Here is an 18,652-nt window from a genome sequence, read left to right on the forward strand (position 1 = left end):
GCATTCCGAGGTGGGAGCTGGCTTGCCTGCGATGCAGACGGCTCGGTCTAGAGCCTTACACTGGCAAAAGTCGACTCATTGCGCGCCTGGCTCAACGCCGACATCGGCCCCGACAACGGTGACAACACCAGTGCCGGCGGAATCGGCATCATCGCTACTTGCTGGGTGGTGTTGGAGCCTACGCGCTCATCCCGTGGCGGAATGCCGAAATATTCGCGATAGCACTTGGAAAAGTGCGGCGTAGACACAAACCCGCACACCGAGGCGACTTCGATAATCGACATCGGCGTCTGCTTGAGCAGTTGCCGTGCGCGGATCAGGCGCAGCTTGAGGTAGTAGCGCGACGGCGAGCAGTGCAGGTATTTCTGGAACAACCGCTCCAACTGCCGGCGCGACACGGCGACATACACCGCCAGTTCGTCCAGGTCGATTGGCTCTTCGAGGTTGGCTTCCATCAGCGCGACGATTTCCTGCAGCTTCGGCTGGTTGGTGCCAAGCATGTGCTTGAGCGGCACACGCTGGTGATCCTGTTCGTTGCGGATGCGTTCGTACACGAACATCTCGGAGATGGCGGCCGACAATTCACGGCCGTGGTCGCGGCTGATCAGGTGCAACATCATGTCCAGGGGCGCGGTACCACCGGAGCTGGTGAAGCGGTTGCGATCGAGGGTGAACAGGCGCGTGCTCATGGCCACCCGTGGGAAGGCTTCCTGCATCGACGCCAGGCATTCCCAGTGCACGCTGCAATCAAAGCCGTCGAGCAGGCCGGCGCAGGCCAGGGCCCAGCTGCCGGTGCACACTGCGCCAAGGCGACGAGACTGGCGTGCCTGGCTTTGCAGCCACGACACATGTTCACGGGTGACGGTGCGCTGAATACCCACGCCGCCGCACACGATGACCGTGTCCAGCACGGGTGCTTTGTGCATGGAGGCATCAGGTGTGATTTGCAGGCCATCGCTGGCCCACACCTGGTTGCCGTCGACACTCAGGGTTGTCCAGCGATACAGCTCGCGGCCGGACAGCTGGTTGGCCATGCGCAGTGGCTCCACGGCTGACGCCAGGGAAATCAGCGTGAAATTGTCCAGCAGCAAAAAGCCGATGGATTGAGGCGCACGGTTCTGGGGTTGGGCCCCGGAGTTGGTCGACGTCATCGCGGTATCTCCTCACATCACACAAAGCGGGTGGCGGCCTCAGGCGAGGCTCTTGTTATTGCGCTCGTCCTGAAAAGGAGAGGCTTTGTAATTGATAGAGCAAATGCCATGCCTAAAATTGAATGGCTATTCAAGAACTCCTGAAAACGACCTGTTTATGCGTCTATATGAGCCCACGCGTGAAGTGCGGGATATAACGCATAACGGGCGGGGTTCAAGGGGGGTGAGCAGATCGGTAGCACTTGTGGGAAGGCGCTTTGCGGGCGTAGGAGGAGTCTGTCACCCAAAGCACATCAGGCGTGTGATCGTGTAGGAATTCGTTCGGAAGCTACTTATCTATTTGCGACGCGCTAAAAGGTGGCGATTTTGGCTGGGGTGTTCACTTTGTGAGCAATTGTGTCAGCACTATAGCCATCGCGGGCCAGCCCGGCTCCCACCTTTGACATGCGTTCCCCTGTGGGAGCTGGCTTGCCTGCGATAGCGATATCATTGACTCAACATTCAACCGCACTCACCGCCAACCCACCGCGTGATGTCTCTTTGTACTTGTCATGCATATCGGCCCCGGTATCACGCATGGTGCGGATCACCCGGTCCAACGAGATGAAGTGCTGGCCATCGCCACGCAACGCCATTTGCGCCGCGTTGATCGCCTTCACCGCCGCAATTGCATTGCGCTCGATACACGGCACTTGCACCAGGCCGCCCACCGGGTCGCAGGTCAGGCCGAGGTTATGTTCCAGGCCGATTTCGGCAGCGTTGCACAGTTGCTCCGGCGTGGCACCAAGTATCTCCGCCAGCCCGGCTGCGGCCATGGCACACGCGGAACCGACCTCGCCCTGGCAACCGACTTCGGCACCGGAGATCGAGGCGTTCTTTTTACACAGGATGCCCACCGCCGCCGCGCCCAGCAGGTAGTCGACCACGTTGGCTTCGGTGACTTCTTCACTGAACTTCATGAAGTAGTGCAACACCGCCGGGATGATTCCCGCTGCGCCATTGGTGGGCGCCGTGACCATGCGCCCACCGGCGGCGTTTTCTTCGTTGACCGCCAGGGCGAACAGGTTGACCCATTCCATGGCGCTCAAGGTCGAGCCGATCACATTGGGCTTGTTCAGCTCCTGCAAGCTGCGGTGCAACTTGGCAGCGCGACGGCGCACGTTCAAGCCGCCGGGCAGGATGCCTTCGTGCTTGAGGCCCTGCTCCACGCAATCTTGCATGGCACGCCAGAGTTTCATCAGGCCGCTGCGGATTTCTTCTTCGCTGCGCCAGGTTTTTTCATTCGCCAGCATCAGTTCGGCAACGCGCAGGTTGTGAGTCTTGCACAGTTGCAACAGCTCCACGGCACTGGAAAAGTCATAAGGCAGCTCGGTACGGTCCATGTCCGCCACACCGCTTTGGGCCTGGGCTTCATCCACCACAAAACCGCCGCCCACCGAGTAATAGGTGTCGCGGTGCAACTCGCCGTTTTCGCCAAACACCACCAGGGTCATGGCATTGGGATGGAACGGCAGGTTCTCATCGAGCAGGCGCATATCCCGCGCCCACACAAAGGGCACCGGCAAACGCCCGTCCAGCAGCAGCGTGTCGGTTTCGCGCAGGGTGTGGATACGGGCGCCGATTTGCGTGGGGTCGATTGCGTCTGGCCACTCGCCCATCAGGCCCATGATGGTGGCGGTGTCGCTGCCGTGGCCGATGCCGGTGGCCGACAACGAGCCGTACAGTTGCACTTCGACACGCTGCACCTGTTCCAGCCACCCACGCTCACGCAACCCTTGAACGAACAACGCCGCGGCGCGCATGGGCCCCACGGTGTGCGAACTCGAAGGCCCGATGCCGATCTTGAACAGGTCGAAAACGCTGATAGCCATTAACGTGGAACTCCTCGATAAGCACGGGCCGGGCTTGAACGAGGTGCTACGCTCAGATCGCCCAGATGGCGGCATCATCAAGCTTTTATTCGTCATCACGGCGTCTCACACCGACGCACTCATGCTCACCAGCGGCGCTCGCGTGCGAACGCCAGTTTTGGCCGTTTTTTGCGGTGCAGAAGGGTAAAAACAGCAGTTTTACCTTCGGAAAAACCTGTAAGCGACGTCATCGGTACTGGATGCGACCCTCCCTGTACTGGATACGACGCCCCCTGTAGGCGTCAGATTTTCACTGGTACATGATCAGTCTCGACTCGTTTGCAAGGCACCGCGCCAGAGCTGTTGTCGCACGCTCCAACCGCAACACTTATAAAGCGCGGCGAATGCCGCCAGAAAAGACACAGGAGTCTACCCACATGAAAGGTTCACCCTCGTTGTTGTTGGCCGCCATGCTGAGTCTGCCAGTCGTGGCACACGCCGCAGAACCGGAACAGTGCAAGACCGTCAACTTCTCCGATGTCGGCTGGACCGACATCACCGTCACCACCGCGACCACCAGCGAGATCCTCAAGGGCCTGGGCTACAAGCCGCGCACCACGATGATTTCGGTACCTGTGACTTACAAGTCCCTGGCCGACGGCAAGAACATGGATATCTTCCTCGGCAACTGGATGCCGACCATGGAAAACGACATCAAGCAGTACCGTGATGCCGGCACCGTGGAAACCGTGCGCGCCAACCTGGAGAACGCCAAGTACACCCTGGCGGTCCCAGAGGCGCTGTATGAGAAGGGACTGAAAGACTTCGCCGACATCGCCAAATTCAAGGATGAGCTGGGCGGCAAGATCTACGGCATCGAGCCGGGCAACGATGGCAACCGCACCATCCAGACGCTGATCGACAAAGATGCCTTCGGCCTGAAAACCGCCGGCTTCAAGGTGGTCGAATCCAGCGAAGCCGGCATGCTCTCCCAGGTCGAACGCGCCTCCAAGCGCAACCAGGCCATCGTGTTCCTCGGCTGGGAACCGCACCCGATGAACACCCGCTTCAAGATGAAGTACCTGACCGGTGGTGACGACTCGTTCGGCCCCAACTACGGCCAGGCCACCATCTACACCAACACCCGCAAAGGCTACACCCAGGAATGCAGCAACGTTGGTCAGTTGCTGAAAAACCTGGTGTTCACCCTCGACATGGAAAGCACCCTGATGGGTAACGTCCTGGACGACAAGATGAAGGCCGATGCTGCAGCCAAGGCCTGGCTGCAGAAGAACCCGCAAGTGCTCGACACCTGGCTCGCCGGTGTCACCACCGTTGATGGCAAACCAGGGCTCGATGCCGTTAAAGCTTACCTCGCCAAATAGCACCCGCTGACCCCAGGCCGGTGCGCTGGCCTGGGATGTTTTCCCCTTCGCATGTGGACATTCACTACCATGCTGACTGAACAGAAAATCCCACTAGGCCAGTACATCGCTGCCTTCGTCGACTGGTTGACCCAACACGGTGCCAACTACTTCGACGCAATCGCATCGACACTGGAAACGATGATCCACGGCGTGACGTTTGCGCTGACCTGGTTCAATCCACTGGCATTGATCGGTCTGATTGCGCTGCTGGCTCACTTTATTCAACGTAAATGGGGACTGACTGTTTTTGTCATCGCCTCCTTCCTGCTGATCCTCAACCTGGGGTACTGGCAGGAAACCATGGAAACCCTCGCGCAGGTGCTGTTCGCCACTCTGGTCTGCGTGGTCATCGGTGTGCCGCTGGGCATTGTTGCCGCGCATAAGCCGATGTTCTACACCATGATGCGGCCGGTACTCGATCTGATGCAGACCGTGCCGACCTTCGTCTACCTCATCCCTACCCTGACCCTCTTCGGGCTGGGTGTGGTGCCTGGGCTGATTTCCACGGTGGTGTTCGCGATTGCCGCGCCGATCCGCCTGACCTACCTGGGTATCCGCGATGTGCCGCAAGAGCTGATGGACGCCGGCAAGGCCTTTGGCTGCTCGCGCCGCCAGTTGCTCTCGCGCATTGAACTGCCCCACGCCATGCCGAGCATCGCCGCCGGCATTACCCAATGCATCATGCTGTCGCTGTCGATGGTGGTGATCGCCGCCCTGGTAGGCGCCGACGGCCTCGGTAAGCCGGTGGTCAACGCACTCAACACCGCCGATATTGCCCTGGGCTTTGAAGCGGGCCTGGCCATTGTGTTGCTCGCCATCATGCTCGACCGTATCTGCAAACAACCCGACGCTAAAGTAGGGGGTGATGCATGAGCATTATCCGATTCGACAAAGTCGACGTGATCTTTTCCAAAGACCCACGCGAAGCGCTCAAGCTGCTGGACCAGGGCATGAGCCGTAACGAAATCCTGAAGAAGACCGGGCAGATCGTCGGCGTCGAGAACGCCAGCCTGGATATCGAGAAAGGCGAGATCTGTGTGCTGATGGGCCTCTCGGGCTCAGGCAAATCCAGCTTGCTGCGCTGCATCAACGGCCTCAATACCGTCAGCCGTGGCCAGCTGTTTGTGGAGCATGAAGGGCGTCAGATCGACATCGCCTCCTGCACCCCCGCAGAGCTGAAAATGATGCGCACCAAACGCATCGCCATGGTGTTCCAGAAGTTCGCCCTGATGCCTTGGCTGACGGTGCGCGAGAACATCAGCTTCGGCCTGGAGATGCAGGGCCGGCCAGAGAAAGAACGACGCACACTGGTGGACGAGAAACTCGAACTGGTGGGCCTGAGCCAATGGCGCAACAAGAAGCCCGACGAGTTGTCCGGCGGTATGCAGCAGCGCGTCGGCCTGGCCCGCGCCCTGGCGATGGACGCCGATATCCTGCTGATGGACGAACCCTTCTCGGCCCTCGACCCGCTGATCCGCCAAGGCTTGCAAGATGAACTGCTGGAACTGCAACGCAAGTTGAGCAAGACCATCGTGTTCGTCAGCCACGACCTGGATGAAGCACTCAAACTCGGCAGCCGTATTGCGATCATGAAAGACGGCAAGATCATCCAGTACAGCGTGCCGGAAGAGATCGTGCTGAACCCGGCGGACGACTATGTGCGCACCTTCGTCGCGCATACCAACCCGTTGAACGTGCTGTGCGGGCGCAGCCTGATGCGCACCCTGGATAACTGCACGCGTGTGAATGGTTCGGTGTGCCTTGATCCGGGTGGCGACTCTTGGCTGGACCTGGCTGAAGGCAACACCATTCAGGGCGCACGCCAGAATGGCGTGACGATGAACCTGCAGAATTGGGCGCCAGGGCAAGCCGTGGAAGGCCTGGGCCGCGTACCAACGCTGGTGGACTCGAACATCGGCATGCGCGATGCGTTGCAGATTCGCTACCAGACAGGGAACAAGCTGGTGCTGCATGACAACAACAAGGTGGTAGGGATTTTGGGAGACAGTGAGCTCTACCACGCCCTGCTGGGCAAGAACCTGGGTTAAGGCAACCCTGCAAAACCTACTGAAAAAACTGGGTCAGTGTGGGAGCTGGCTTGCCTGCGATAGCTATGTTGGATTCACCCTTGCTATCGCAGGCAAGCCAGCTCCCACATTCGACCGCATTCAATGCTTGCAACAGCGGCGCCAGTGAGGGCGCCGCCAGCTCAACTATCAGCTATAGACCCGGCCAAGGAGCTGCCGATGGCTTTCAAACTGATCGAGCACATCCCGGGTGATCTGTTCCTGGGTGAAGCCCATCAGGTCATACTCCTGCGGCCCGTTGTGCAGGTACACCTCGGCACGGTAGTAACGGGTGCGCTCTTCCTCAGGCAGGTCAGCCGGCGCCGCCGAGTAGCCATCCAGGCTCACTTCGTAGACAAACGGGTTACCCTCGTCCATCTCGATCCGCACGCCGATGCAGCGTTTGGATTTGCCCAGCAGGGTCTGCACTTCCAGGCCCTGATCACGCAACGCACTCGCGGCTTCTTCCAACGCCGGCGTTACGTGTTTGTCCATAAAGCGCTGCACGGTGGCCTGGCTCGGTTGCAGGTCCAGCGCCGTCAAGCGCTCGCTGAAACCACGACGCCCGCGTTCAGCCAATTGCGCCTGCTCCTGTTCGGTGGCCACGTCCTGGCGCATGGCCTTGTGCAAACCGAACATAAAGAACACCAGCACCACCGAGAACGGCAGCCCCGCCAGCACCACCATGGTTTGCATGGCTTCGAAGTTGCCGGCAAACAGCAGACCGATGGTCACCAGGGTGATCACCGCCGACCAGAAGATACGCAACCAGTGCGGCGCATCCTCATCCACATTGCCGCCTTTGCAGGACAGGTTGGCCATCATCACCGCGCCGGAATCCGCCGGGGTCAGGAACAGCACGAAGCCCACGAAGATCGACACGCCGATCACCACTTTCGACGCTGGGTAATGCTCAAGCAGTTGGTAGATGGCCATGGACGGTTGCTCCAGCGCCGTCTTGCCCAACTCCACCGCCCCGTGGTTCAGCACCAGGTCCAGGGCCGAGTTGCCGAAGATCGACAGCCACGCCAGGGTAAAGCCCAGCGGGATCAGCAATACGCCAGCCACCAGTTCGCGCACGGTGCGACCACGGGAAATACGCGCGATGAACATGCCCACAAATGGCGCCCAGGAAATCCACCAAGCCCAGTAGAACAAGGTCCACAGGCCCATCCAGCGTTCGGTCTTGGCACCGTCGCCTTCGTACACATACAGGTCGAAGGTTTTCAGCACGATACCGTTGAGGTAATCACCGGTGTTCTGCACCAAGCCATTGAGCAGGTGCAAGGTAGGGCCGAACAACAGCACGAAGATCAGCAAACCGCTGAACAGCACGATGTTGAGGTTGGACAGACGACGAATGCCGTTTTCCACACCCGACACGGCGGCAATGGTCGCCACGGTACTCATCACGATGATCACGATCAGCAAATTGGTATTGCTGTGCTCCATGCCGAACAGGTTTTCCAGCCCCGACGACACTTGCATCGAGCCGATCCCCAGGTTGGTCACCAGCCCCAGCAGGGTCACGAACATGCCGAAACCGTCTACAGCATGCCCCGCCGCGCCCTTCACCCAACGCTCGCCCACCAGCGGGTACAGCGCCGAACGCAGTGCCAGCGGTTGGTTGTGACGGTACGCAAAGTACGCCACGGCCAGGCCGACCAGCGCATAGATCGCCCAGCCGTGCAGGCCCCAGTGCAGGAAGGTCAGCTGCAGCGCCTGGCGTGCCGCGCCATTGCTGGCGGCAGCGCCTTCGGGCGGGTTGAAGTAGTGGTCCAACGGCTCGGACGCACCGAAATACAACAGCGAGATACCGATACCCGACGAGAACAACATGCCGGCCCAGGCGCCGTAGCTGAAGTCTGGGGTATCGTCCTTCGCACCCAGCTTAAGTTTCCCATAGGACGAAAACGCCAGGCCGACCACAAACACCAGGTAGGCGGCGATGACCACCATGTAGTACCAGCCAAAGCTTTTCGACAGCCAGGCCTGTGCGACACCGAGCAGGCGCCCGGCCTCCTGCGGGGCGACGATCAGAATGGCGGTCAACAATAAAATCAGCGCGGTGGAGGTGTAGAACACCCAACCGTTGACCCGGACCTTTTCCGGTGGGGTCTTTATAAGAGAGGCAGAACTCATGGCGCAGATGCTCCAGGCAGTGCGAGAGAGAAACACAAGGCAACGGTTATCCCGGGACATCGATTTTTCGGCAGTCGACGGACGGGTGTTATAAAGACACCCCAAAATTCTTGAGCCCGCCTAAGCGGTGATCAGGCTCTGAAGTGGCCTGTTTCAAGGGTTTTTGCAGGTGTCGAAGGTTGCAGCTCGCAGGTAGGAAACATCTGTAGGCAGCGACCATTTGTCGCAGATCTTATTCTTTGTTGATTGAACGTTCAATCAAAACAAAATAGACTGGCCCTCAAGCCGACGGACGTGGATCGCCCATCGGCAGGCCTAAGGAGAGGTGCTACATGCCCAAGGTCGGTATGCAACCCATACGCCGCCAGCAGTTGATCGAAGCCACGTTGACGGCCATCGATCGGGTCGGGATGGGAGATGCCAGCATTGCGCTGATCGCCCGTCTGGCCGGCGTCTCGAACGGCATCATCAGCCACTACTTTCAGGACAAGAACGGCCTGATCGCAGCGACGATGCGCTACCTGATGAATGCGCTGATCGAGAACGTGCAAGAGCGCAGGCGTGCCTTGAAGGATGACAGCCCACGGGCGCACCTTCAGGTGATCATCGAAGGCAACTTCGACGCCAGCCAGGTCAACGGCCCGGCAATGAAAACCTGGCTGGCCTTCTGGGCCACCAGCATGCACCACCCGTCATTGCACAGGTTGCAGCGGATCAACGATCACCGTCTGTATTCCAACCTGTGTTGCCAGTTCCGCCGTGCGATGCCGTTACCCGAGGCACGCAGCGCAGCCCGCGGGCTGGCGGCTTTGATCGACGGTTTGTGGTTGCGCGGCGCCCTGTCGGGAGACGCTTTCGACACGGAGCAGGCGCAACGGATCGCTTACGAATACATGGATTTCCAATTGGCCAAGCAGGTGAGTTAGAGCCCTTATAAATGCTCAACCCCTGAACGTCCGCCGCTCAGTGTTGCCACACCCCCATGGCCCACTGTTCGGCGGGTAACGCCAACCACTTATGCACTTGCGAGGACTTTATGGCCCGTTTCGACCTGCAAAAACTCTACATTGACGGCGGCTACAGCGACGCTGGCAGCGATGCCACCTTCGAAGCCATCAACCCGGCTAACGGTGAAGTTCTCGCCCAAGTGCAACGCGCCACCAAAGATGACGTTGAACGTGCCGTGGTCAGCGCTGAAAAAGGCCAGAAAATCTGGGCCGCCATGACCGCCATGGAGCGTTCGCGCATCCTGCGTCGTGCCGTGGACATCCTGCGCGAGCGCAACGATGAACTGGCTGCCCTGGAAACCCTGGACACCGGTAAAGCCTTCTCCGAAACCAAGTACGTCGACATCGTCACTGGCGCTGACGTGCTGGAATACTACGCCGGCCTGGTACCTGCCATCGAAGGCGAGCAGATCCCACTGCGCGACACCTCGTTTGTCTACACCCGCCGCGAGCCATTGGGCGTGGTTGCCGGTATTGGCGCGTGGAACTACCCGATCCAGATCGCCCTGTGGAAATCCGCACCGGCCCTGGCCGCCGGTAACGCGATGATCTTCAAGCCAAGCGAAGTCACCTCGCTGACCACTCTGAAACTGGCCGAGATCTACACCGAGGCTGGCGTTCCAGCGGGCGTGTTCAACGTACTGACCGGCAGCGGCCGTGAAGTCGGCACCTGGCTGACCGAGCACCCGCGCATCGAAAAAGTCTCCTTCACCGGCGGCACCGACACCGGCAAGAAAGTCATGGCCAGCGCGTCGAGCTCCTCGCTCAAGGACGTGACCATGGAGCTGGGCGGCAAGTCCCCGCTGATCATTTTCGACGACGCCGACCTCGACCGCGCCGCCGACACCGCCATGATGGCCAACTTCTACAGCTCCGGTCAGGTCTGCACCAACGGCACCCGCGTGTTCGTGCCCAAGCACCTGCAAGCCGCGTTCGAAGCCAAGATCGTCGAGCGTGTGGCGCGTATTCGCATCGGCAACCCGGAAGACGAAAACACCAACTTCGGCCCGCTGGTCAGCTTCGCCCACATGGAAAGCGTGCTGGGCTACATCGCCAAAGGCAAAGAGCAAGGCGCCCGCCTGCTGTGCGGCGGCGACCGCCTGACCGACGGCGACTTCGCCAAAGGCGCCTTCGTGGCGCCGACCGTGTTCACCGACTGCACCGATGACATGGTGATCGTGCGTGAAGAAATCTTCGGCCCGGTGATGAGCATCCTCACCTACGAAACCGAAGAAGAAGTGATCCGCCGCGCCAACGACACCGACTTCGGCCTGGCCGCTGGCCTGGTGACCAAGGACCTGAACCGCGCCCACCGCGTGATTCATCAGTTGGAAGCCGGTATCTGCTGGATCAACGCCTGGGGCGAGTCCGACGCGAAGATGCCGGTTGGCGGCTACAAGCAGTCGGGTGTGGGCCGTGAGAACGGGATCAGCTCGCTGAACAACTTCACGCGCATCAAATCGGTACAGGTTGAGTTGGGCGATTACGCCTCGGTGTTCTAACACCTTATGGGCCTGGAATGCTCCTCTGTGGCGAGGGAGCTTGCTCCCGCTGGGCTGCGAAGCAGCCCCATTCCAGACCCAGTAGTTCTTTCAGACAGAACTCGAGCGCTGATTTTGCGACTGCTGCGCAGTCGAACGGGAGCAAGCTCCCTCGCCACAAAAGCAGCCTGAACCCATTTTACGAGGGTACATTCATGTCCCAAGAATACGATTACATCATTGTGGGTGCCGGCTCCGCCGGTAACACCCTGGCGACCCGTCTGACCGAAGACGAAGGCGTCACCGTCCTGCTGCTGGAGGCCGGTGGCCCGGACTACCGCCTCGACTTCCGCACCCAGATGCCAGCCGCCCTGGCTTTCCCGCTGCAAGGCCGCCGCTACAACTGGGCCTACGAAACCGATCCAGAGCCACACATGGACGGCCGCCGGATGGAATGCGGGCGCGGCAAAGGCCTGGGTGGTTCTTCCCTGATCAACGGCATGTGCTACATCCGCGGCAACGCCATGGACTACGACAACTGGTCGAAGCTGCCGGGCCTGGAAGACTGGACCTACCTGGACTGCCTGCCGTATTTCCGCAAAGCCGAAACCCGCGACATCGGCCCCAACGATTGGCACGGTGGCGACGGCCCGGTCAGCGTGACCACGCCGAAAGCGGGCAACAACCCGCTGTTCCACGCCATGGTTGAAGCGGGCGTACAGGCCGGTTACCCACGTACCGAAGATTTGAACGGCTACCAGCAAGAAGGCTTCGGCCCGATGGACCGTACCGTCACGCCGAACGGCCGTCGCGCCAGCACCGCACGCGGTTACCTGGACACGGCTAAAAAGCGCTCGACCCTGACCATCGTCACCCATGCCCTCACCGACAAAGTACTGTTCGAAGGCAAGCGTGCAGTGGGCGTGCGTTACCTGATCGGCGCCGCCGAAGAGCGCGTTGAAGCACGTGCGCGCAAAGAAGTACTTGTGTGCAGCGGCGCAATCGCTTCGCCGCAACTGCTGCAACGCTCCGGTGTCGGCCCGGCCAAACTGCTGGAAAGCCTCGACATCCCGGTGGTCCACGACCTGCCGGGCGTGGGTGAAAACCTGCAGGACCACCTTGAGCTGTACCTGCAATACGCGTGCACCCAGCCAGTGTCGCTGTACCCCTCGCTGCTCTGGTACAACCAGCCGGCAATTGGTGCCGAATGGCTGTTCAACGGCACCGGCATCGGCGCCAGCAACCAGTTCGAAGCGGGCGGTTTTATCCGTACCCGTGAAGAGTTCGAGTGGCCAAACATCCAGTACCACTTCCTGCCGGTGGCGATTAACTACAACGGCAGCAACGGTGTGAAAGAGCACGGTTTCCAGGCGCACATGGGCTCCATGCGTTCGCCAAGCCGTGGCCGTATCCAGCTGAAGTCGAAGAACCCACGGGACTACCCGAGCATCCTCTTCAACTACATGGCCACCGAGCAGGACTGGCAGGAGTTCCGCGATGGCATCCGCCTGACCCGTGAAATCATGCAGCAGCCGGCACTGGACCCGTACCGTGGCCGCGAAATCAGCCCCGGCATTGAAGTGCAAACCGATGAGCAGTTGGACAAGTTCATCCGCGAGCACGCCGAGACCGCGTTCCACCCGTCCTGCTCGTGCAAGATGGGCACCGACGAGATGGCCGTAGTCGATGGCGAAGGCCGCGTGCATGGCATGCAGGGCTTGCGTGTGGTCGATGCCTCGATCATGCCTATCATCACCACCGGCAACCTGAACGCGCCAACGATCATGATCGCCGAGAAAATCGCCGACAAGATCCGTGGCCGCAAGCCACTGCCGCGCAGCACCGCTGACTACTACGTAGCAGGCGATGCGCCGGTGCGTGGCAAGCCTATGCGTGAAGTAGGGCCATTGGCGCAGTAACCGAAACACACCAGTGATTGATCGTTCCCACGCTCCGCGTGGGAACGCATCCTGTGATGCTCTGCGTCACGCCCTTCAAGAGCGGACGCAGAGCGTCCAGGGTGGCATTCCCACGCAGAGCGTGGGAACGATCACACAACAAAACCTCCCTTGATCAGCTCCCCGCCCAGGCCTACTCTGTTCGCCTGCCCGCGCCGAGCCGCCCACAAGGAAGGCCCCATGTTCGAACACCACGCCACGCTCAAGAAACACTTCGGTGCCCTGCGCACCACCGCCGAATTTTTCTCCCTGCGCTACGTGCGCGAATCCGGTCAGTACCTGTCAGTACGCAAGAACGTCGCCGAGCCGCCTCACCTGGGCCATGACGAAGGCGCCATGCTTACCGTGCGTCTCAACGGCGTGGAAGCCTACGCCGCGACCAACGACATTTCCCTTGCCGGCCTGCAAGCCGCCCTTGAGCGCGCTGAACAGCAAGCCCGGTTGATCAAGCCTCACGCCCTGCTCGACCTGCACCAGCAGCCAGTGTCCAGCGACGTCGCCGACTACCTGTCGCCCGACCTCGACCAGCCCTTCCCATCCCTGAGCGACTGCTACCAATTGCTCGGCGATGAGTCCGCCGCCGTGCCCAAGGATGAGCGCTTGGTGAGCTGGGAAGTCAGCCTGGGGACCACGCGGGTTGAACAGATCTATCTCAACAGCGCCGGCGCGCAACTGCGTCAGGCCCAGCGTTTTGTCTTTCCGGGCCTGAGTGTGACCGCCTTCGACGGCAACGACAGCCAGACCCGTACCCTGGGCGGTACCAACTTCGGCCAGCAAGGCAGTGCCGGGGTGATCCAGCGTTTTGGCCTGGTGGGCGCCGCCCGCAAGGTGGCCGACGAAGCCCTGCAATTGCTGCTCGCACCGAATACGCCCCACGGCCCGCGTGACCTGCTGCTGATGCCCGACCAAATGATCCTGCAGATCCACGAGTCGATCGGCCATCCGCTGGAACTGGATCGCATCCTTGGTGACGAGCGCAATTACGCCGGCACCAGTTTTGTGAAAGCCAGCGACTTCGGCCACCTGCAATATGGCTCACCGCTGCTCAACGTCACCTTCGACCCGGACATCCCCGAACAGCTTGCCAGCTACGCTCATGACGACGACGGCACGCCTGCCAGCAAGCAATTTCTGATTCGCGAAGGCCTGCTGCTCAAGCCCTTGGGCGGGGCCTTATCGCAATTTCGCGCCAACCTGCCAGGCGTCGCCAACAGCCGCGCCTGCAGCTGGAACCGTGCCCCCATCGACCGCATGGCCAACCTGAATATCGAGCCTGGGGATAAAAGCCTCGCGCAACTGGTGGGCGGCATTGAGAGCGGCATCCTGATGTCGACCAACCGTTCGTGGTCCATCGACGATGCGCGCAACAAGTTCCAGTTCGGCTGCGAGTGGGGCCAGCTGATCGAAAACGGCGAACTCAAGGGCGTGGTGAAGAACCCCAACTACCGCGCGATTTCCGCGCAGTTCTGGCGCAAGCTCAGCGCGGTAGGCGACGCCAGCACCTTCAAGGTCTTGGGCACGCCGAACTGCGGCAAGGGCGAACCCAACCAGGTGATCCGTGTCGGCCATGCGTCGCCGGCCTGTGTATTCAGCAATGTCGATGTATTTGGGGGAGATGCCTGATGAACCACTTCAAGGCTTTGGTGGATTGGCTCAAGCAGGCGGTCACCGATCAAGAACAATTTCATCTCGGCTACGCGGATGAGGCGTCCGAGTTCGTGCGCTTCAACCACGCGCAGGTACGCCAGGCCGGCCAGGTACAGCAGGCCAGCCTGAACCTCAAGCTGATCAACGATGGGCGCCACGCCGACCTGGGTATCACCCTGTCCGGCGAGGCGCAGCTGGATCGCCAGCGCCTGGCGAATGGCCTGCAACAACTGCGCGAGACCTTGCCGCTGTTGCCGCCTGACCCGTACCTGCTGCTGAATCCCGACGCCTGGCACAGCCATAACGAACAGCTGCGCCCGCTGCCGGAACTGGCCCAAGTGCTGGACGACATCAGCCAGGCCGCCGATGGCGTGGACCTGGTTGGCTTCTACGCCGCCGGCCCGATCAGCCGTGGTTTCGCCAGCTCATCGGGGGCGTTCGGCTGGCACCGGGCTAACAGCTTCAATTTCGACTTCAGCCTGTTCCACGCCAATGGCGAAGCGGTAAAAGCCAGCTACGCCGGGCACACCTGGAACAGCGCCGAATTCGCCGCCCGTTTCCAACAGGCCCGTGAGCAACTGGCGTTTCTCGGTCGCCCGCTGCACAACCTGGCGCCAGGCCAGTACCGCGCCTACCTGGCGCCGGCAGCGCTGGAAGAAATCATCAGCATCATCACCTGGGGTGGTTTTTCGGCCCAGGCCATCGCGAGCAAAGGCAGTTCGTTGCAACGCCTGTACGCGGGTGATCAGTCATTGAGCCCGCTGGTGACGGTGGATGAGCAGATCAGCGGCTCCCTGAGCCAGGCGTTTTCCACTGAAGGCTACCCGCGTGGGGATGTCACCCTGATCAACGCAGGCAAGGCCGAGGGCCAGTTGGTCAACTCGCGCAGCGCCGCCGAATACGGCTTGAGCACCAACGGCGCCAGCAGCGACGAGTCGCCCAGCGCCCTGCAAATGGCGGCCGGCAGCCTGGCCCAGGCCGATATTCTCAAGCAGTTGGGCACAGGTCTGTATATCAGCAACCTCTGGTACCTGAACTACTCCGACCTGCCGGCAGCGCGCCTGACCGGCATGACGCGCTTTGCGACCTTCTGGGTGGAAAACGGCGAGATCAAGGCGCCGGTCAGCACCATGCGCTTTGATGACAGTGTCTATCAGTTGCTCGGTTCGCAATTGGAAGCGCTGACCGCTGATCGGGAGCTGCTGTTGTCGGCCAGTACCTATGACCAGCGCAACACCGCTTCCAACCTGTTGCCAGGCGCTTTGGTAAAACGCCTGACGCTGACCCTCTAAACATCCAAAACACCTGTGGGAAGGGCTGATTTCAGACGGCTCGGCTTCGGTCCTTCCTACCGTAAATTCTCTTCCACCCCGTTTGCACGGGCAACCTGTTGTCGCCCGCAAAAAACCTCGCTATAACAGCTGGTGGCATACCGCCACACACTGGAAGTACTGCGATGAACCATGGAAGTTTCGTCATTGAGAAGTTGTACAAGCACTACAACGTTCACGTAGAGCAACTGGGTAACGACCCGCATAGAAAAACCGTACTGATGGTCAATGGCGCGTTGTCCACCACACGCTCCTTTGCCCGCACCAGCAAATGCTTGGCCGAGCACTTCAATGTGCTGCTGTTCGACTTGCCATTCTCTGGCTTGTCACGCGAGCACAACACCGAACTCGACCTGGTCACCAAGGACGACGAGGTGCAAATCCTGCGTGCCTTGGTAGCGCGCTTTGCGGTCAACCATCTGGTTTCGGCCTCATGGGGCGGCATCTCCACGCTGTTGACCCTGGCGCACAACCCGCCCTCCATCGAAAGCTCGGTGGTGATGGCCCTGGCGCCCAACCTCAACCAGGCGATGCTGGAATATGTCGAGCGCGTGCGTGTGCTGATCGAGGCCGATGACAAGTCGGCGGTCGGCCATCTGCTCAACGAAACGGTTGGCAAATACCTGTCGCCGCGCCTCAAGCGCAATAACCATCGACACCTGTCGACCATGGCCACTACCGAATACCGCCAGGCGCGCTTTCATATCCATCAAGTGCTGGGCTTGGGCGATGGCAACTACTTGCCGGCACTGCGGCAGATTGAAACACCGGTGCACTTTCTCAACGGCGCGCTGGACGAATACACGCCGGCCGACGAAGCCCAGCTGTTCAAACACTACGTAGGCTGCAGCAGCTTTGCGGTGGCCGAACACACCGGCCATCTACTGGACCTGGAGTCCCGCGAAGCCGCGCTGGCAGTGCATCGGGCGTTACTGGATTTCCTGGTGGGCGAGCAGGTGACATTGTCAGATATAGACGAACCGCCAGTGGGAAAAGCGGCGACGGATGGCGCATAATCGCCAACACATAGCCTGCTAATTAAAAGGGATCCCATGCCGAATCGTGCCCCTCTCGATGCCAAGACCGCCCGCTGGCTCCCCTGGGTGGTAGCGATTGCCTTCTTCATGCAGTCGCTGGACGGGACGATTCTCAACACCGCGCTACCGGCCATGGCGCAGGACCTCGCGGAAAACCCGCTGCGCATGCAAGGGGTGGTGATCGCCTACATGCTCACCGTTGCCTTGCTGATTCCGGCGTCGGGCTGGATCGCTGACCGCTTTGGCACCAAGAAGATTTTCTTTGGCGCGATCATGCTGTTCAGCATCGGGTCGCTGCTGTGTGCGCTGTCCAGTAGCTTGAGCATGCTGGTGGGCGCACGGGTGATCCAGGGCCTGGGCGGTGCGCTGATGCTGCCGGTCGGGCGACTGGTGGTACTACGGGCTTATCCACGCTCCGAGCTGGTGCGGATCATGGGCTTCATCACTATTCCAGGCCTGCTCGGCCCCTTGCTTGGCCCGACAATGGGCGGCTGGATGGTGCAATACCTGACCTGGCACTGGATCTTCCTGATCAACCTGCCGGTGGGCATGATCGGTTGCTACGCCGTGTGGAAATTCATCCCCGACCTGCGCGGCAGCGAGCGCACGCGCTTCGACGGCCTGGGCTTTCTGCTGTTCGGCGCGGCGATGGTGTTGATCACCATCGCCATGGAGGGCCTGGGCGAACTGCATCTTCCACACCTGCGCGTGATATTGCTGCTGTTCGGCGGGTTCGCCTGCCTGGCGGCGTACTGGCTGCGCGCCGGGCATATCGATAACCCGCTGTTCTCGCCGGTGCTGTTCAAGACGCGCACCTTTGCCGTGGGAATTCTGGGCAATCTGTTTGCGCGCCTGGGCAGCGGCGCATTGCCGTTCCTGGTACCGCTGCTGCTGCAGGTGGCGCTGGGCTATTCGCCGTCGGAAGCCGGTATGAGCATGCTGCCGCTGGCAGCGGCGGCGATGTTCGCCAAGTCCATCGCGCGGCCACTGATTGAGCGCCTCGGCTATCGTATCGTGCTGACCGGCAATACCCTGGCCCTGGGCATCATGCTGGCGAGCATGGGCCTGGTCAGCGAGCACACGCCGTACCCGCTATTGCTGGTCATGCTGGCGGTGCTGGGCGCGATCAATTCGCTGCAATTCACGGCGATGAACACCGTAACCCTGATTGACCTCGACGACGCGCAGGCCAGCAGCGGCAACAGTTTGTTGTCGGTGGTGGCGCAGTTGTCCCTCAGCCTCGGCGTGGCCTGTGCCGGCGCGTTGCTTGGCGGGTTTACTGCCGAGGCCGGCAATGACGGTGTGGAAAGTGTCCTCGGCGCGTTCCAGCTGACCTTCCTCACCGTGGGCATCATGGCGATGCTGGCGGCGGCGATCTTCCTGCAGCTGTCGCCTAAAGACGGCAAACGGGTGGTCAGCCGCGAGCACGATATCGAGCACTAACGGGCGTCTCGTCGAGAACTTGCGAGGAAAATCCCACGAGACTGGTACACTGCGCGACATTTTGTTTTGCAGAGCCAGTCCCGTGACTACCATCGCCACCGCTTTTAATACT

Annotated in this window: 13 protein-coding genes; 10 read left to right on the forward strand and 3 right to left on the reverse strand. The window is 60.7% G+C overall.

Going from position 1 to position 18,652, the window contains the following annotated elements; genetic code table 11:
* Positions 1-47: 47 nt before the first annotated feature.
* Together gbdR and AC07S6_RS16415 are read right to left on the reverse strand one after the other, a co-directional pair.
* Positions 48-1,151 carry a choline metabolism transcriptional regulator GbdR gene (gbdR, locus tag AC07S6_RS16410; protein ID WP_003194907.1) on the reverse strand — a complete coding sequence of 368 codons (1,104 nt, stop codon included), beginning with the start codon at positions 1,149-1,151 and terminating at the stop codon, positions 48-50.
* Between the two features lie 494 nt (positions 1,152-1,645).
* Positions 1,646-3,022 (reverse strand): L-serine ammonia-lyase, encoded by a 1,377-nt coding sequence (locus AC07S6_RS16415; RefSeq protein ID WP_014720257.1) that lies wholly within the window; start codon positions 3,020-3,022, stop codon positions 1,646-1,648.
* A gap of 416 nt (positions 3,023-3,438) precedes the next feature.
* On the opposite strand from AC07S6_RS16415, the gene AC07S6_RS16420 reads away from it, so the two are divergent.
* From AC07S6_RS16420 to choV, 3 genes are all read left to right on the forward strand, one after another.
* On the forward strand, positions 3,439-4,386 hold the full coding sequence (locus AC07S6_RS16420; RefSeq protein ID WP_034128893.1) for a choline ABC transporter substrate-binding protein: 948 nt from the start codon (positions 3,439-3,441) through the stop codon (positions 4,384-4,386).
* A 69-nt stretch (positions 4,387-4,455) separates the two neighbouring features.
* Positions 4,456-5,301, forward strand: a complete 846-nt coding sequence (gene choW, locus AC07S6_RS16425) for a choline ABC transporter permease subunit (RefSeq protein WP_003194913.1) — start codon at positions 4,456-4,458, stop codon at positions 5,299-5,301.
* The gene (gene choV, locus AC07S6_RS16430) at positions 5,298-6,476 is read left to right on the forward strand and encodes a choline ABC transporter ATP-binding protein (RefSeq protein ID WP_054922367.1); all 1,179 of its coding nucleotides are present in this window, start codon (positions 5,298-5,300) and stop codon (positions 6,474-6,476) included. The genes choW and choV overlap by 4 nt, the downstream gene beginning before the upstream one ends.
* Positions 6,477-6,644: 168 nt before the next feature.
* Here the strand turns inward: choV and AC07S6_RS16435 are convergent, their stop codons facing one another.
* Positions 6,645-8,579, reverse strand: a complete 1,935-nt coding sequence (locus AC07S6_RS16435) for a BCCT family transporter (RefSeq protein ID WP_229999343.1) — start codon at positions 8,577-8,579, stop codon at positions 6,645-6,647.
* 389 nt (positions 8,580-8,968) lie between these two features.
* Here AC07S6_RS16435 and betI point away from each other — a divergent pair, with 389 nt between their 5' ends.
* The 7 genes from betI to mdtD all read left to right on the forward strand — a co-directional run bounded on the left by betI (position 8,969) and on the right by mdtD (position 18,540).
* Positions 8,969-9,562 carry a transcriptional regulator BetI gene (gene betI, locus AC07S6_RS16440; protein ID WP_054898188.1) on the forward strand — a complete coding sequence of 198 codons (594 nt, stop codon included), beginning with the start codon at positions 8,969-8,971 and terminating at the stop codon, positions 9,560-9,562.
* 110 nt (positions 9,563-9,672) lie between these two features.
* Positions 9,673-11,145 (forward strand): betaine-aldehyde dehydrogenase, encoded by a 1,473-nt coding sequence (gene betB, locus AC07S6_RS16445; RefSeq protein WP_120247525.1) that lies wholly within the window; start codon positions 9,673-9,675, stop codon positions 11,143-11,145.
* A gap of 194 nt (positions 11,146-11,339) precedes the next feature.
* Positions 11,340-13,043, forward strand: coding sequence for a choline dehydrogenase (gene betA / locus AC07S6_RS16450; protein ID WP_054898187.1), 1,704 nt, complete (start codon positions 11,340-11,342; stop codon positions 13,041-13,043).
* A gap of 219 nt (positions 13,044-13,262) precedes the next feature.
* Positions 13,263-14,705 carry a TldD/PmbA family protein gene (locus tag AC07S6_RS16455; RefSeq protein ID WP_054922362.1) on the forward strand — a complete coding sequence of 481 codons (1,443 nt, stop codon included), beginning with the start codon at positions 13,263-13,265 and terminating at the stop codon, positions 14,703-14,705.
* Complete coding sequence (locus AC07S6_RS16460) at positions 14,705-16,021, forward strand: TldD/PmbA family protein (RefSeq protein ID WP_495112635.1); 1,317 nt, start codon at positions 14,705-14,707, stop codon at positions 16,019-16,021. The genes AC07S6_RS16455 and AC07S6_RS16460 overlap by 1 nt, the downstream gene beginning before the upstream one ends.
* A gap of 164 nt (positions 16,022-16,185) precedes the next feature.
* Positions 16,186-17,076 carry an alpha/beta fold hydrolase gene (locus AC07S6_RS16465; protein WP_197883874.1) on the forward strand — a complete coding sequence of 297 codons (891 nt, stop codon included), beginning with the start codon at positions 16,186-16,188 and terminating at the stop codon, positions 17,074-17,076.
* A 36-nt stretch (positions 17,077-17,112) separates the two neighbouring features.
* Positions 17,113-18,540 carry a multidrug transporter subunit MdtD gene (mdtD, locus tag AC07S6_RS16470; protein ID WP_197883876.1) on the forward strand — a complete coding sequence of 476 codons (1,428 nt, stop codon included), beginning with the start codon at positions 17,113-17,115 and terminating at the stop codon, positions 18,538-18,540.
* Positions 18,541-18,652: the final 112 nt, after the last annotated feature.

Source organism: Pseudomonas sp. GW821-FHT07B01, assembly GCF_059419065.1.

Coding starts and splice junctions, on each gene's coding strand:
- betI (WP_054898188.1), top strand. CDS start 8,969: ATGCCCAAGGTCGGTATGCAACCCATACGCCGCCAGCAGTTGATCGAA.
- AC07S6_RS16465 (WP_197883874.1), top strand. CDS start 16,186: ATGAACCATGGAAGTTTCGTCATTGAGAAGTTGTACAAGCACTACAAC.
- betB (WP_120247525.1), top strand. CDS start 9,673: ATGGCCCGTTTCGACCTGCAAAAACTCTACATTGACGGCGGCTACAGC.
- AC07S6_RS16420 (WP_034128893.1), top strand. CDS start 3,439: ATGAAAGGTTCACCCTCGTTGTTGTTGGCCGCCATGCTGAGTCTGCCA.
- mdtD (WP_197883876.1), top strand. CDS start 17,113: ATGCCGAATCGTGCCCCTCTCGATGCCAAGACCGCCCGCTGGCTCCCC.
- choW (WP_003194913.1), top strand. CDS start 4,456: ATGCTGACTGAACAGAAAATCCCACTAGGCCAGTACATCGCTGCCTTC.
- AC07S6_RS16415 (WP_014720257.1), bottom strand. CDS start 3,022: ATGGCTATCAGCGTTTTCGACCTGTTCAAGATCGGCATCGGGCCTTCG.
- AC07S6_RS16460 (WP_495112635.1), top strand. CDS start 14,705: ATGAACCACTTCAAGGCTTTGGTGGATTGGCTCAAGCAGGCGGTCACC.
- betA (WP_054898187.1), top strand. CDS start 11,340: ATGTCCCAAGAATACGATTACATCATTGTGGGTGCCGGCTCCGCCGGT.
- gbdR (WP_003194907.1), bottom strand. CDS start 1,151: ATGACGTCGACCAACTCCGGGGCCCAACCCCAGAACCGTGCGCCTCAA.
- AC07S6_RS16455 (WP_054922362.1), top strand. CDS start 13,263: ATGTTCGAACACCACGCCACGCTCAAGAAACACTTCGGTGCCCTGCGC.
- choV (WP_054922367.1), top strand. CDS start 5,298: ATGAGCATTATCCGATTCGACAAAGTCGACGTGATCTTTTCCAAAGAC.